The following is a 14,660-nucleotide window of genomic DNA, read 5'->3' as shown; positions in this document are numbered from 1 at the left end:
GCGTGCCGGCAGGCAGGCTTCGAGCCAGACGTGCGGTTTGAGACGGCAGACCTGCAGGCGCACATCCGGTTCGTGGAGTCAGGCAATGCCGTCGCATTGCTGCCCGACCTCGTCTGGACGGCCAGAGACATCACGGCGACTCTCGTTCCCTTGGCAGGCGAGCCCCGCCGCACCATCTTCACTGCCGTGCGGAGGGCGACCGTGCGCAGCCCAGGAGTGATTGCCTGCAGGGATGCTTTGCAGCGCACTGCGGCTCAGCTATCGCCCTAGCCACATCAGTTTGTCTGCTCGACTCCGCCTCCGTCATATCTGCTTGGATGGGGGGATGAGTGAATTCAACCGCACCAAACCAGAAATCGATTTCTACGACGGAGAGGCGCCAACAGAGCTCGTCATCCGCGACATTGAGGTCGGAACCGGCGCCGAGGCGCAGCCCGGATCGACCGTCGACGTGCACTACCTCGGGGTCGACCTCGAGACGGGCGAAGAGTTCGACTCTTCGTGGAGCCGCGGCCAGTCCATTAACTTTCCCCTCGGCAGCCTCATCGCCGGATGGCAGGAGGGCATTCCTGGCATGAAGGTTGGTGGCCGCCGCGAGTTGGTCTGCCCTCCCAACCTCGCCTACGGTCCCGCCGGTGGCGGGCACCGCCTCTCGGGTCGCACCCTGATCTTCGTGATCGACCTGCTCGGCGTGAGCTAAGCGGCGTTAACTCCCGTTCTGTGCCGGACGGGCCTTCTGCACCTAGTAACGTTGAGCCTGTGAAAACCTTCGACGAATTGTTCGCAGAGCTCGGGCAGAAGGCCCTGTCCCGGCCGGAGGGTTCGCGCACTGTCGCAGAACTCGATGCCGGCGTGCACGCGATCGGCAAGAAGATCGTCGAAGAGGCCGCCGAAGTATGGATGGCAGCAGAGTACGAATCCGACGCTGAGGCCGCAGAAGAAATCTCCCAGCTGATCTACCACCTGCAGGTGCTCATGGTTGCCAAGGGCCTGACGCTCGAGGATGTTTACCGACATCTGTGATCGTCGCCCCTCGCCGAGCTAGATCACCTACAGAGAGAAAAACATGCTTCGCATCGCAATTCCCAACAAGGGATCGCTTTCCGAAACGGCCGCAGAGATGCTGCGTGAGGCTGGTTATGCCGGTCGCCGCGACCCCCGCGCCCTTACGGTAGCCGACCCGCTCAACGACGTTGAGTTCTTCTATCTTCGACCGCGCGACATCGCCACCTACGTCGGCTCAGGCGCGCTGGATGTCGGCATTACCGGTCGCGATTTGCTTCTCGATTCCCGCTCTCCTGCTGCCGAGATCGCGAGTCTCGAATTCGGTGACTCCACATTTCGCTTCGCAGGTCCAGCAAACCGCTTCACATCCCTCTCGGACCTCGAAGGAGTTCGGGTGGCGACAAGCTACCCGGGGCTCGTGGAGGACTTTCTCGCCAAGCACGGAGTCACGGCCAAGCTGGTGAGTTTGGATGGCGCAGTCGAATCCGCCGTCAAACTGGGCGTTGCCGATGCCGTTGCCGATGTCGTGTCGACCGGTTCAACTCTTCGGGCCCAGGGCCTTGAGATCTTCGGCCCCGTCATTCTTGAGTCGAGTGCCGTGCTTATCGGAGCCCGCCCCGACGTACCTGGGCTTTCGACACTCCACCGACGCCTCCAGGGCGTCCTCGTCGCACGGCAGTACGTGATGATGGATTACGACCTGCCCGCCGAGCTTGTCGAGGCGGCCGCGGCGGTCACACCCGGCCTCGAGTCGCCCACCGTCTCGCCGCTGCGCGACAAGGACTGGGTTGCCGTTCGAGTCATGGTCAAACGCGCCGGCATGAACCGCATCATGGATCAGCTTTATGACCTGGGTGCGCGCGCGATCCTGGTCAGCCCGATCCACGCAGCGCGTCTCTAGGAGCAACATGTCTCTTGCAGTTCGCGTCATTCCCTGTCTCGATGTGGCCGCGGGTCGCGTGGTCAAAGGCGTCAACTTTCTCAATCTGCGCGATGCTGGCGACCCGGTAGAGCTTGCGGCCCGATATTTTGAGCAGGGCGCGGATGAGATCACCTTTCTCGATGTGACGGCGACCGTCGACAATCGGTCGACGATGTACGACGTCGTCCAGGCCACGGCCGAGCAGGTGTTCATTCCTCTCACCGTTGGTGGTGGCGTCCGTACCACGGATGATGTGTCCCGTCTCCAGGGTCATGGCGCCGACAAGGTCGGAGTGAACAGCGCCGCTATCGCCCGGCCAGCCCTTCTGTCTGAGATTGCAGACCGGTTTGGCGCTCAGGCCCTCGTGCTTTCGCTCGACCTCAAACGGTCGGACCGCACACCGTCGGGCTTCGTCGTCACGACCCATGGCGGTCGCACCGAAACAGATCTGGATGCACTCGCGTGGGCACAAGAGGCGATCGAGCGGGGGGCCGGCGAACTTCTGGTCAACTCGATCGACGCCGATGGCACCAAGAACGGCTTCGACCTCGAGCTGATCGCCGCGATGCGCGAGATCAGCTCCGTGCCGGTCATCGCCAGCGGGGGAGCAGGCGCCGTCGAGCACTTTGCTCCCGCCATTAAGGCCGGGGCGGATGCGGTTCTGGCCGCATCGGTCTTTCATAACGGCGAACTGACCATCGGAGAGGTCAAAGACAGCCTTCGCACTGCCGGCCTTCCGGTGAGATAGGAATCCACAATGTCGACCACCGATGCCTCAGCCGTAGTCGCCCGAGCCAAGTTCAACTCGGACGGTCTGCTGCCGGCCATCATTCAGCAGCATGACACCCTCGAAGTGCTCATGATGGGCTGGATGGACGCCGAGGCGCTGCGCAGAACCCTTACGGAGGGTCGCGTCACGTTCTGGTCGCGATCTCGCCAGGAGTACTGGCGCAAGGGCGATACCTCGGGCAACGTTCAGTACGTGCGAGGGGCCGCTCTCGATTGCGACGCCGACACGCTGCTGGTGACCGTCGATCAGGTTGGGGCGGCCTGTCACACTGGGGCTCGCCGCTGCTTTGACGTCGACCCCCTCGACCCCGCCATTGGACATCCAGACGATGAATGATTCAACGACCCGCGAGCATTTTGACTCGCTTATCGCCGACCACCGGGTAATTCCGGTCATCCGTGAACTCTTCGCCGACGGAGAGACTCCCGTGGGCATCTACCGCAAGCTGGCGGATGGTCGCCCCGGGTCCTTTCTGCTGGAATCGGCGGAGCAGGGCGGCATCTGGTCGCGCTTTTCGTTCATTGGCATCGGATCGTTCGGGGTTCTCACGAGCGACGAGGGCCGCGCGCGGTGGATTGACTACGGGCTTTCGGCTGACCGCGCTCTGGGCGAGACCTGGCCATCTGGGCCTCTCGACGCGGTCGACCACCTTCATCGTCGCTGGGCTACCCCCAAGGTTGCCGGGCATCCGCCGCTGACCGGGGGCCTTGTCGGGTTCATCGGTTGGGAGGCAGTACGCCAGATCGAACGTCTGCCCGATGCCCCGCCTGCCGATTACGCCATTCCCGGCCAGGCGCTCACCTTCGTCTCGGAGCTTGCGGTGATGGATCACCGTACCGGTTCGGTGCTGCTTGTCGCGGCAGCTCTGAACGATGGAGTCGATACCGCGGATGCTCTCTGGCACGACGCGCAGGGCCGTCTTGATGCGCTGCAGAAGAAGCTGGCCCAGCCCTCAGAGGCGTGGCTCGCCGAGGTCGACCTGTCGATCGCGCCTGAGCCCACTCCGCGCATCCAGCCCGAAGATTTCTTCGCCGCCGTCGAGAAGTCCAAAAAGTTCATCCGCGATGGGGATGTTTTCCAGGTCGTTATCTCGCAGCGCTTCGACCATGACGCCATCGCGGAACCTATCGACGTCTATCGGGTTCTGCGCACTCTGAACCCCAGCCCGTACATGTATCTGCTGGCTCTCGCCGGGGTCGATGGCGAGCCGTATTGGGTTGTCGGGTCGTCGCCCGAGGCGCTCGTGAAGGTCGAAGATGGCCGCGTGTTCAGCCACCCCATCGCCGGATCGCGTCCGCGAGGCGCCACTCCCGAGGCCGACACGACCCTTGCCGACGATCTGCTGGGAGATCCCAAGGAGCGCGCGGAGCATCTGATGCTCGTCGACCTCGCTCGCAACGATCTTCAGAAGGTGTGCGACCCCGGGTCCGTCGAGGTCACGGAGTTCATGCAGGTTGAGCGCTACAGCCACATCATGCACTTGGTCTCGAGTGTTGAGGGCAACCTTCGCGCCGGTGTTTCGCCGCTCGAGGTATTCCGCGCAACGTTCCCTGCTGGCACGCTCTCTGGGGCGCCCAAGCCGCGGGCTCTCGAGATCATCGACGAGCTTGAGGTTGCCCAGCGAGGCCTGTATGGCGGCGTTGTCGGCTATTTCGGGCTCGGCGGCGATGTGGACCTGGCCATCGCCATCCGCACCACCACGATCTCTCAAGGCGTTGCGAGGGTGCAGGCAGGGGCTGGACTCGTCGCCGATTCAGACCCAGCCTCGGAGCATCAGGAAGCCAGAAACAAGGCTGCCGCGCCGCTTCGGGCGGTCGCCGTCGCAAACGCGATGAAACGCATTCCTAATGGTTGATCTGCGGTGGGCTAAGCCCCTTGCTCTTCTCCTGACTCTCGCGGGCGCCGCAGCGGGGCTCGGCAGTTGGGCGCTCGTGTGGTTCACGATCGACCTCGTGCCGGGTGCAGCGCTGGCAGATTCGATCGAGGTTATGGGGGAGACCGCAGCGCCTGCCCTGGCCGCTCTCAGTCTTGCGGCGCTCGCACTCACGGCTGCGCTCGCCATTGCCAAGACGGTTCTCCGCGTGATTCTGGCGGTGATCGAGATCGCAATCGGCATCGCAATGGGCATCTCGGCGGTGGCCGCGCTTGTCGACCCTCTGGCTGCATCCCTTCCCGCCATTGCAACGGCAACGGGCTTGGAAGGGCACGCCGCTGGACTCTTGGCACAGAGCCTGACCGTGGCGCCGTGGCCGTATCTCGCGCTCGGTGGTGCGCTCATTGTCGTCGCTGCCGGAGTGCTCGTCGCGCTCACGGCGCGTCGCTGGCCAGGCGCGTCGCAGCGCTTTGACGCAACCCCACCAACCTCACCTCAGGGCGGTTCGTCCGCACCGCAAAGCTCACCCGTCTCTGACTGGGACAGCCTGAGCGCGGGCGACGACCCAACCGGCACCACAGACGCACGATAGAGTGTTTTCCATCAGTACCTCAGAAGGAGTTTCAGTGAGCGACGAATACGCAGACCCCGGCCATGGACATTCGCCGGCAGCATGGACCGCGGTGATCATCATGCTCATCGCCTTCACGGCAGGCACGGTCGCATTCTGGTTCGACCAGCCCATTTTGGTTGTGGCATCAGCTGGTCTCCTCGTCGTCGGCGCGATCGTCGGATGGATCATGTCCCGCGCTGGCTATGGCGTGGGCGGATCGCGCTACACGCCCAAGGATCACTGACCCGCAGTGCTTGACGATCTCCTCGCCGGGGCCATCGCCGACGCCGCCGAGCGACGCGTTCTGCGACCTCTGGCTGCAGTCGAGGCTGATGCGCTGAATCAGCGCCCGGCAATCGATGCTCTAGAAGCCCTAGCCCCCGCCGATCGGGTCAAGATTATCGCCGAGGTCAAGCGTGCGAGTCCGTCGCGCGGGGCCATGGCCGACATTCCCGACCCAGCTGCCCTCGCTGTCTCCTATGAGCACGGCGGCGCCAGCGCAATCAGCGTGTTGACGGAGGGCCGCCGTTTTGGCGGTTCGCTTGAGGATCTCGCCGCGGTTCGTTCCGCGGTCTCGATTCCCGTGCTTCGAAAGGATTTCATCGGAGATCCCTACCAGGTCTTCGAAGCGCGGGCTGCGGGAGCCGACCTCGTTCTCTTGATTGTGGCCGCTCTGGAACAGGAGCGGTTGCAGTCGTTGTACACGCTCATCAGGCAGCTCGGAATGACCGCTTTGGTCGAAACGCACAGTTCCGACGAGGTCGCCCGCGCTCTCGATATCGGCGCTGGCCTGGTCGGCGTTAATGCTCGCAACCTCAGCACGTTCGAATTGGATCAGAACCTATTCGGGAGCCTTGCGGATCAGATTCCTTCGGGCGTCATCCGCGTCGCTGAGTCCGCCGTCAAGACCTCGGACGACGTGGCGCACTATCGCGCTGCCGGTGCCGACGTAGTCCTTGTCGGTGAAGCGCTGGTCACCCAGGGTGATCCCATGCGCACACTGCAGGAATTTCTGGCTTAGCCGCCGAACGATCGGAACATCTCTTATGGCACTTCGTGACGAGTCAGGCCCGTACTTTGGCGAGTACGGGGGCCGGTATATGCCGGAGGCTCTTGTGGCCGCGATCGACGAGATCACCGCAGCGTGGCAGCAGTCGCGCACGGACCCTGATTTTCAGGCCGAGCTTGCCGAGCTGCACCGCACCTACACGGGGCGGCCCTCGATCATTACCGAGGTGCCGCGTTTTGCCGAGCACGCTGGCGGCGCGCGCATCATTCTCAAGCGCGAAGATCTCAACCACACGGGGTCGCACAAGATCAACAATGTGCTTGGCCAGGCCCTCCTTACCAAGCGATTGGGCAAGACCCGCGTTATTGCTGAGACGGGTGCCGGTCAGCATGGGGTCGCGACGGCTACTGCCGCTGCGCTGTTCGGGCTTGAGTGCACGGTCTACATGGGCGAGGTAGACACGCAGCGCCAGGCTCTGAACGTCGCGCGGATGCGTCTGCTCGGTGCCGAGGTCGTCTCGGTGACGACGGGCTCACGAACGCTCAAGGACGCGATCAACGAGGCCTATCGCGAATGGGTCACCTCGGTTGAGACCACCAACTATGTTTTCGGAACCGCTGCTGGGCCGCACCCGTTCCCTGCGATGGTCCGCGATTTTCAGAAGATCATCGGCGAGGAGGCTCGCGAGCAGGTCCTCGCTCTCACCGGCAAGCTTCCCGATGTCGTCACCGCTTGCGTCGGCGGCGGATCGAACGCCATCGGCATCTTCCACGCCTTTCTCGATGACCCCAGCGTGCGCTTGGTTGGCATTGAGGCAGCGGGCGACGGAGTCGACACCGAGCGCCACGCTGCATCGATCGAACGCGGGCGGCCCGGCATCCTTCACGGCGCCAGGAGCTATCTCCTCCAGGACGACGATGGTCAGACAATCGAATCCCACTCGATCTCGGCCGGTCTCGATTACCCCGGCGTGGGCCCCGAACATGCCTGGCTCGCCGACCTCGGTCGCGCCGAGTATCAGCCAGCGACCGACACCGAGGCTATGGAAGCCCTGCGGCTCCTCAGCCGCACCGAGGGCATCATCCCCGCCATCGAATCCGCGCACGCTCTCGCGGGTGCACTGCGCCTCGGGCGCGAGCTCGGTCCAGAGGCCACGATTCTCGTGAACCTCAGCGGTCGTGGCGATAAGGACGTTGCTACCGCTGGCCGTTGGTTCGATCTTTTTGATGAGGGAGCACGCCAGGAATGACCACGACATCTATCCCGACGGTGTCGGCGGCTATTTCCACGCGGCGAGATGCCGGGTCCGGCGCTCTCATCGGCTACCTGCCTGTGGGTTTCCCCGACCTGCAGACGAGCATCGACGCCGCCGTTGCCCTTGCCGAAAACGGCGTTGATGTTCTCGAGCTGGGAGTGCCATACTCCGACCCCGTCATGGATGGCCTCGTCATCCAAAAGGCGACGCAGCAGGCTCTCGAGCAGGGCTTTCGCCTCCGCGATGTCTTTACCGCCGTTGAGGCAATCCGCTCGCGAGTAGATGTTCCTGTCCTCGTGATGACCTACTGGAATCCCGTCGTGCAGTACGGCGTTGACCGCTTCGCAGACGACCTCGTCTCCGCCGGCGGCTCGGGCCTCATCACACCAGACATCACTCCCGATTCGGCCGCAGATTGGATCGCGACAAGCGACAGGACAGGTCTCGACCGAGTCTTTCTTGCCGCTCCGACATCGACGGATGCACGCCTGCGGGAGACCGTCGCCGCGACCCGCGGTTTCGTCTATGCGGTGTCAACGATGGGCATTACCGGCCTCCGCGTTGACCTGGATGCCGCAGCCCGCACCCTGGTGGCGCGTCTGACAGACGCCGGGTCCACTACGACATGCGTTGGCATCGGCATCTCAACTCCGGACCAGGTCAATCAAGTGCTGCGCTACGCCGACGGGGCCATTGTTGGTTCGGTTCTCGTTAAATCTCTGGCAGAAGACGGCATCGCCGGCCTCGTTCGCACCGCGAGTGCACTCGCGCGCGGCACTAGTCTGGTCTAACTCCTCCCAGGGCAGAACGTGAGACTTCTCGCCCTGAGCCTCAACGAAAGGTGAACCCGAGAGTGTTCGTCCCATCAAGTATTCCCAGCCCGGACGACAGCTGGCGGGTCTTCAACCTCGGCGAGTGGATTCGCAGCCTTGGTCTCGAGTGGTTCTCGCTCGATATCTCAATCCACGCCTACGCCCTCTGCATCCTCGTCGGCATCTTCTTCGCTGGCTGGCTTACCAACCGCCGATTGACGGCGCGCGGCGCAGAGCCCTGGATCGTCATCGACATCTGTCTCTTCGCAGTGCCGCTGGGCATCGTCGGCGCCCGCATCTTTCACGTGCTCACGCATCCTGACGACTATTTCGCGGCAGGAGCTAACCCGTGGGCGGTGCTCTACGTCTGGGAGGGCGGTATCGCCATCTTCGGCGCCCTTCTCGGTGGTGCGGTCGGCGCGCTCATTGGCTGCCGCCTCACGGGAATCAAGTTCTGGACTTTTGCGGATGCGCTGGCCCCTGGTCTGCTTCTCGCCCAGGCCTTCGGGCGGTTCGGCAACTGGTTCAACCAGGAACTCTTCGGCCTGCCAACGAATCTGCCGTGGGGCCTCGAGATTTCCCCCGACAACCCGGCCTTCCCTCCCGGGCTACCTGCCGACACGCTCTTCCACCCCACATTCCTCTACGAAGTGCTGTGGAACCTCGCGGGTGTCGCGGTCTTGCTCCTCGTCGAGCGCAGAATTCACCGCAACGCGACTACCGGCCGCTTCACCCAGGGAGAATTCCGACTCCAGTGGGGTCGCCTCTTCGGGTTGTACCTGGTGTGGTACGGCGCTGGACGCATTGTGTGGGAGTCGATCCGCATCGATCCGAGCGAGATCTTCTGGGGCATTAGAACGAACGTCTGGGCCGCTATCGCCGCTGTCGTTCTCGGACTCATCATCATCGTTGTACGGGGACGCATGCATCCGGGCCTCGAAACGAGTCCATACGCCGATGGTCGCACGTGGGTGCCCGCTGGTGAGGTACACTCTGACCACACGTTTTCGGATGATGACAGCGACTACAAGGTGGTAGGCGCGTCCACCGATGATTCCGAGACGGGTCACATAGAGCAGTCCGCCACAAGCGGCTCCAGTAATTCACCCCAGAACCCGTAGCAACCCAAGCACGGGTGCAGGGGTTCACCCGGGCCAGCGCCGTCCCAGTACTTTGTTCGAGGACGGTCCTGCATGTCGCATCCCAATCCCTTCACCCGGTTCAGCAGCATTCCCGCTGCGTCCGGATTGTACGATCCCACTCAGGAGCGCGACGCGTGTGGCCTGGCGATGGTGGCAACGCTCCGGGGAACACCCGGGCACGACATCATCGAGACTGCGCTAGAGGCACTACGCAATCTGGAGCACCGCGGGGCCATCGGCTCTGACGCCGGAACCGGCGACGGTGCGGGAATCATCACTCAGATCCCGGATGCTTTCTTTCGTGCCGTCGCAGGGTTCCCGCTTCCGCCGATGGGGAGTTATGCCGTCGGCATGGCGTTCTTGCCCGAATCCGCTTCGGAGCGCGAGGCGGAGAAGCGCGGCATCGAGGCGTTGGCTGCCGAGGAGGGCCTCGAGGTCCTCGGCTGGCGCACTGTGCCGGTCTCGCCAGACAACCTCGGCAACCTTGCCCGCCAGGCGATGCCGGCGTTCGAGCAGCTGTTTGTCGCGGCGCACGCAACCGCCGACGAGAAGCGTCTTTCGGGCGTCGAGCTCGACCGCGTCACGTTCCGACTGCGCAAGCGGGCCGAACGCACGCTCGGTTCTTACTTTCCCTCGCTCAGCAGCCGGACCCTCGTCTACAAGGGCATGGTCACGACCCTCCAGCTCGAGCCGTTCTACCCCGATCTCTCCGACGAGCGCTTCACCTCGCGTCTTGCCCTCGTGCACTCGCGGTACTCAACGAACACGTTCCCTTCATGGCCCCTCGCTCAGCCTTTCCGCATGATTGCGCACAACGGCGAGATCAACACCGTGCAGGGCAACCGCAACTGGATGCGGGCTCGCCAATCTCAGCTCTCGTCTGAGTTGCTGGGCGACCTTGCTCCGCTCATGCCCATCGTCAGCCCCGGTGCAAGCGACTCGGCATCGTTTGATGAGGTCGTGGAGCTCCTGAGCCTCTCGGGTCGTTCGCTCCCACACGCCATGATGATGATGGTCCCCGAGGCTTACGAGAACCAGGTCGACATCGACCCCGATCTCCGGGCCTTCTACGAGTACCACTCGATGCTCATGGAGCCGTGGGATGGCCCAGCCGCCCTCGTCTTCACCGACGGCAGCATGGTCGGCGCAACACTCGACCGCAATGGGCTCCGTCCCGGCCGGTTCCTGATCACCGACGACGGGCTCGTTGTGCTCGCGAGCGAAATCGGTGTTCTCGACATCGAGCCGAGCCGCGTCGTTCGCAAGGGACGTCTTCGCCCCGGCAAGATGTTCCTCGTCGACACCGCCGAGGGTCGGCTAATCGAGGATGACGAGATCAAGAGTGAACTCGCCGCGGCCAAGCCGTGGCAGGAGTGGCTCGACGCCGGGCGCATCAATCTCAAGGACCTTCCCGAGCGTGAGCACATCGTGCACACCCCGGCATCGGTAACCCGCCGCCTGCGTACCTTCGGATACACAGAAGAAGAGGTTCGAATCCTGGTCCGGCCCATGGCGGAGAACGGAGCAGAGCCGATCGGCGCGATGGGTTCCGACACCCCGATCGCCGTGTTGTCGGAGCGCCCACGCCTGCTGTTTGACTACTTCACTCAGCAGTTCGCCCAGGTGACGAACCCGCCTCTGGATTCGATTCGCGAAGAGGTCGTTACCTCCCTGCGCGGCGGCCTCGGGCCAGAGCGCAACCTTCTGGATGCGACTCCGGAGCACGCGTATCAGGTCGCTCTCGACTTTCCCGTCATCGACAACGATGAGCTGGCCAAGATCCAGCACATCGATTCGACCCCGGGCAATCGAACGACCACGACCATCCGCGGCCTGTATCGCTTCGACGAGGGCAAAGACGCGCTTCGCAACCGCCTCGCGGCAATCTGCGCAGAGGTGGACGATGCGTTGGAGCGCGGAGCAAAGTTCATCGTGCTTTCCGACCGCGACTCGAACAAAGATCTCGCGCCGATTCCGTCGCTGCTGTTGCTTTCGACGGTTCACCATCACCTCATCCGCGCAGAGAACCGACTCAAGGTCGGCCTCATCGTCGAAGCGGGCGATGTGCGCGAGGTCCACCACGTAGCCCTTCTCGTTGGGTACGGCGCCTCGGCAATCAACCCGTACCTGGTGATGGAGACGGCCGAGGAGCTTGTTCGCAGCGGGGCAATTACGGGGATGACAGCCGAGAAGGCCGTCAAGAACGTGATCAAGGCGCTCGGCAAGGGCGTGCTCAAGATCATGTCAAAGATGGGCATCTCCGTCGTTGGTTCCTACATCGGCGCTCAGGCGTTCGAAGCGGTCGGCCTTGCCCAGGACTTCGTCGCCGAATACTTCACGGGAACGACGACCAAGCTCGGCGGCATCGGTCTTGAAGCCGTTGCCGCAGAGAACCTGGCCCGCCACTACTCTGCCTACCCCGAGGAGGGCACGTCGCGGGCGCACGAGCGTCTGTCGACGGGCGGCGAGTACCAGTGGCGCAGGGAAGGCCCGCCCCACCTGTTCAACCCGGACACGATCTTCCGCCTGCAGCACTCAACGCGCACCCGCCGCTACGACATCTTCCGCGAATACACCAAGCTCGTGGATGACCAGACGGCCGATCTCATGACCCTGCGTGGTCTGTTCGCCCTCAAAACCGGTTCGCGACCCGCGGTACCGATCGACGAGGTCGAGTCGGTGGCAGACATCGTCAAGCGCTTTAACACAGGCGCGATGAGCTACGGATCGATCAGCCAGGAGGCTCACGAGACCCTGGCGATCGCCATGAACCGTCTTGGCGGAAGAAGCAACACGGGCGAGGGCGGCGAGGATGTCGAGCGACTGCTCGACCCCGAGCGCCGTAGCGCCATCAAGCAGGTGGCGTCCGGCCGATTCGGCGTTACCAGCATGTATCTCACTCATGCGACCGACATTCAGATCAAAATGGCACAGGGCGCTAAGCCGGGAGAGGGCGGCCAGCTTCCCGCTGGCAAGGTCTATCCCTGGATCGCGCGCACCCGTCACGGCACTGCGGGCGTCGGCCTTATTTCGCCGCCGCCACACCACGACATCTACTCGATCGAAGACCTCAAGCAACTGATTTTCGATGTCAAGCGCGCTAACCCGTCCGCTCGCGTTCACGTCAAGCTCGTGAGCCAGAATGGGATCGGCGCGGTTGCGGCCGGAGTCTCGAAGGCGTTGGCCGATGTCGTGCTGGTGTCGGGGCATGACGGCGGCACGGGCGCGAGCCCGCTCAACTCCCTGAAGCACGCAGGAACGCCGTGGGAGCTGGGTCTCGCCGAAACTCAGCAGACCCTCATGCTCAATGGCATGCGCGATCGTGTCGTCGTGCAGGTCGATGGCCAGCTCAAGACCGGCCGCGACGTTATCGTTGCCGCTCTGCTGGGAGCCGAGGAGTTTGGCTTCGCCACGGCCCCTCTCGTTGTTTCAGGGTGCATCATGATGCGCGTGTGCCACCTCGACACGTGCCCCGTCGGTGTCGCGACCCAGAACCCCGAGCTGCGTGAGCGGTTCACGGGCAAGGCCGAATACGTCGTCAACTTCTTCGAGTTCATTGCGCAGGAGATCCGCGAGTACCTCTCGGAGCTCGGCTTCCGCACCCTTGAGGAGGCAATCGGCCATCGCGAGCTTCTCGACATGGATCGCGCGGTCTCTCACTGGAAGGCCGATGGCCTCGACCTGAGCCCGATCCTTGTCGGACCGGACTTTGGCCCGGATGAGCCGCTAACGAACCGAGTCGGACAGGACCACGAACTCGACAAGCACTTCGATGTCGAACTCATTCGCCTGGCTCAGGCGACCATTGATGGGGGAGAGCCGGTTTCGATCGACCTTCCCATCCGCAACACGGAGCGTGCGGTCGGCACGATGCTGGGTCACCACGTGACCCTTCGCCACGGTGCGCAGGGATTGCCGGAGAACTCGATCACGGTGAACCTTCGCGGTTCGGCAGGACAGTCGCTCGGCGCCTTCCTCCCGTCGGGAATCACGATCCGGCTTGAGGGCGACACCAATGACTACGTGGGCAAGGGTCTTTCGGGCGGCAGCATCGTCGTCCGGCCAGACCGTGAGAGCGTCTTCCCCGCTGAGTTGAACGTGATCGCCGGCAACGTCATCGGTTACGGCGCAACACAGGGCAGCATGTTTATTCGCGGACGAGTCGGCGAGCGGTTCTTGGTGCGCAACTCCGGAGCTATCGGCGTGGTCGAGGGCGTTGGCGACCACGCGCTCGAGTACATGACCGGCGGACTCGCCGTCATCCTCGGCTCCACGGGGCGCAACCTCGGAGCGGGAATGTCGGGCGGAACCGCCTACGTTTACGACCTGCGGGCCGAGCGAGTCAACCGTGAGTCGCTCGCGACAGGAGAACTGGAGCTGCAGCCTCTGGGTAGCGGCGACGTGGTCATTCTGACCGACATGCTGGAGCGACACCGCGACGAAACCGGCTCACCGGTTGCCGCTCGGATGCTCGCCAACATCGACGAGACCGTCGAACGCTTCGTCAAGGTGATGCCGCGGGATTACGCCGCCGTCATTGCTACCCGCGAAGCCGCAATCATTGAAGGACTTGACCCCGATGGCGACGTCGTCTGGGAGCGCATCATGGAGGTTACCGGTGGCTGATCCCAAGGGATTCTTGAAGACCCGCGAGAGGGAGCTTCCTGCTCGTCGTCCCGTTGCTCTCCGTCTCATGGACTGGAAAGAGGTCTACGAGCAGGGTGACGCAGCAACGCTCCGGCGACAGGCCGGGCGTTGCATGGACTGTGGGGTGCCGTTCTGCCATCAGGGTTGCCCGCTCGGCAACCTCATTCCCGAGTGGAATGACCTGATGCGCAGGGGAGAGGGCCGACAGGCCATCGAACGTCTGCACGCAACCAACAACTTTCCCGAGTTCACGGGAAAGCTCTGTCCCGCCCCCTGCGAAAGCTCGTGCGTGCTCGGCATCAACCAGCCCCCCGTCACGATCAAGCAGGTCGAGGTTTCGATCATCGACCAGGCGTGGGCGAACGACTGGGTCGAACCCCACCCGCCGGAGCGCCTGACCGGCAAGACCGTTGCCGTTGTTGGGTCGGGCCCAGCTGGGCTCGCGGCCGCGCAGCAGCTGACCCGCGCTGGGCACACCGTTGCCGTCTTTGAGCGCGACGACCGCATCGGTGGCCTCCTTCGCTACGGCATCCCCGACTTCAAAATGGAGAAGAAGGTTCTCGACTCCCGCCTCAAGCAGATGCAGGCAGAA

The 14,660-nt window shown here is 63.6% G+C and carries 15 protein-coding genes; all 15 read left to right on the top strand.

The features are described from left to right. The coding region (locus AC062T_RS02810; protein WP_476027191.1) for a LysR substrate-binding domain-containing protein at positions 1 to 270 on the top strand (270 nt) is incomplete at its 5' end. Positions 271 to 325: 55 nt separating this feature from the next. Next, positions 326 to 700: an FKBP-type peptidyl-prolyl cis-trans isomerase gene (locus AC062T_RS02805; protein WP_476027189.1), complete on the top strand. Its 375-nt coding sequence runs from the start codon at positions 326 to 328 to the stop codon at positions 698 to 700. 59 nt (positions 701 to 759) lie between these two features. Further along, the gene (locus tag AC062T_RS02800) at positions 760 to 1,023 is read left to right on the top strand and encodes a phosphoribosyl-ATP diphosphatase (protein ID WP_108516511.1); all 264 of its coding nucleotides are present in this window, start codon (positions 760 to 762) and stop codon (positions 1,021 to 1,023) included. Positions 1,024 to 1,066: 43 nt separating this feature from the next. Further along, positions 1,067 to 1,906, top strand: a complete 840-nt coding sequence (hisG, locus tag AC062T_RS02795) for an ATP phosphoribosyltransferase (RefSeq protein ID WP_476027186.1) — start codon at positions 1,067 to 1,069, stop codon at positions 1,904 to 1,906. A gap of 7 nt (positions 1,907 to 1,913) precedes the next feature. Continuing rightward, positions 1,914 to 2,675 (top strand): imidazole glycerol phosphate synthase subunit HisF, encoded by a 762-nt coding sequence (gene hisF / locus AC062T_RS02790; RefSeq protein ID WP_476027184.1) that lies wholly within the window; start codon positions 1,914 to 1,916, stop codon positions 2,673 to 2,675. A gap of 9 nt (positions 2,676 to 2,684) precedes the next feature. Beyond that, a complete protein-coding gene (hisI, locus tag AC062T_RS02785; RefSeq protein ID WP_476027182.1) occupies positions 2,685 to 3,053 on the top strand; it encodes a phosphoribosyl-AMP cyclohydrolase in 369 nt (122 codons plus the stop codon). After that, positions 3,046 to 4,572 (top strand): anthranilate synthase component I, encoded by a 1,527-nt coding sequence (locus tag AC062T_RS02780; RefSeq protein WP_476027180.1) that lies wholly within the window; start codon positions 3,046 to 3,048, stop codon positions 4,570 to 4,572. Before hisI ends, AC062T_RS02780 begins: the two co-directional genes overlap by 8 nt. After that, positions 4,565 to 5,182: a Trp biosynthesis-associated membrane protein gene (locus AC062T_RS02775; RefSeq protein ID WP_476027178.1), complete on the top strand. Its 618-nt coding sequence runs from the start codon at positions 4,565 to 4,567 to the stop codon at positions 5,180 to 5,182. Before AC062T_RS02780 ends, AC062T_RS02775 begins: the two co-directional genes overlap by 8 nt. A gap of 34 nt (positions 5,183 to 5,216) precedes the next feature. After that, a complete protein-coding gene (locus tag AC062T_RS02770) occupies positions 5,217 to 5,447 on the top strand; it encodes a DUF6704 family protein (RefSeq protein ID WP_476027176.1) in 231 nt (76 codons plus the stop codon). 6 nt (positions 5,448 to 5,453) lie between these two features. Next, the gene (trpC, locus tag AC062T_RS02765; protein ID WP_476027174.1) at positions 5,454 to 6,224 is read left to right on the top strand and encodes an indole-3-glycerol phosphate synthase TrpC; all 771 of its coding nucleotides are present in this window, start codon (positions 5,454 to 5,456) and stop codon (positions 6,222 to 6,224) included. Positions 6,225 to 6,249: 25 nt separating this feature from the next. Next, positions 6,250 to 7,461 carry a tryptophan synthase subunit beta gene (gene trpB, locus AC062T_RS02760; protein ID WP_108516497.1) on the top strand — a complete coding sequence of 404 codons (1,212 nt, stop codon included), beginning with the start codon at positions 6,250 to 6,252 and terminating at the stop codon, positions 7,459 to 7,461. Continuing rightward, positions 7,458 to 8,258, top strand: coding sequence for a tryptophan synthase subunit alpha (gene trpA, locus AC062T_RS02755; RefSeq protein ID WP_476027172.1), 801 nt, complete (start codon positions 7,458 to 7,460; stop codon positions 8,256 to 8,258). The genes trpB and trpA overlap by 4 nt, the downstream gene beginning before the upstream one ends. Before the next feature lie 62 nt (positions 8,259 to 8,320). Beyond that, complete coding sequence (lgt, locus tag AC062T_RS02750) at positions 8,321 to 9,400, top strand: prolipoprotein diacylglyceryl transferase (protein ID WP_476027170.1); 1,080 nt, start codon at positions 8,321 to 8,323, stop codon at positions 9,398 to 9,400. Positions 9,401 to 9,472: 72 nt separating this feature from the next. Beyond that, positions 9,473 to 14,047, top strand: a complete 4,575-nt coding sequence (gene gltB / locus AC062T_RS02745; RefSeq protein ID WP_476027168.1) for a glutamate synthase large subunit — start codon at positions 9,473 to 9,475, stop codon at positions 14,045 to 14,047. Beyond that, positions 14,040 to 14,660 (top strand): FAD-dependent oxidoreductase (locus AC062T_RS02740; RefSeq protein WP_476027166.1); only part of this gene is annotated, 621 nt, incomplete at its 3' end. The genes gltB and AC062T_RS02740, both read left to right, overlap by 8 nt.

The organism is Homoserinimonas sp., assembly GCF_056262345.1.
Note: the sequence above shows the minus strand (reverse complement) of the source record. Positions and strands in the feature narration are given on the sequence as shown.

Bases quoted from the DNA above. Each gene is read 5' to 3' on its own strand.
- AC062T_RS02805 (WP_476027189.1), top strand. From the start codon at position 326: ATGAGTGAATTCAACCGCACCAAACCAGAAATCGATTTCTACGACGGA.
- hisG (WP_476027186.1), top strand. From the start codon at position 1,067: ATGCTTCGCATCGCAATTCCCAACAAGGGATCGCTTTCCGAAACGGCC.
- hisF (WP_476027184.1), top strand. From the start codon at position 1,914: ATGTCTCTTGCAGTTCGCGTCATTCCCTGTCTCGATGTGGCCGCGGGT.
- hisI (WP_476027182.1), top strand. From the start codon at position 2,685: ATGTCGACCACCGATGCCTCAGCCGTAGTCGCCCGAGCCAAGTTCAAC.
- AC062T_RS02780 (WP_476027180.1), top strand. From the start codon at position 3,046: ATGAATGATTCAACGACCCGCGAGCATTTTGACTCGCTTATCGCCGAC.
- AC062T_RS02775 (WP_476027178.1), top strand. From the start codon at position 4,565: ATGGTTGATCTGCGGTGGGCTAAGCCCCTTGCTCTTCTCCTGACTCTC.
- trpB (WP_108516497.1), top strand. From the start codon at position 6,250: ATGGCACTTCGTGACGAGTCAGGCCCGTACTTTGGCGAGTACGGGGGC.
- trpA (WP_476027172.1), top strand. From the start codon at position 7,458: ATGACCACGACATCTATCCCGACGGTGTCGGCGGCTATTTCCACGCGG.
- gltB (WP_476027168.1), top strand. From the start codon at position 9,473: ATGTCGCATCCCAATCCCTTCACCCGGTTCAGCAGCATTCCCGCTGCG.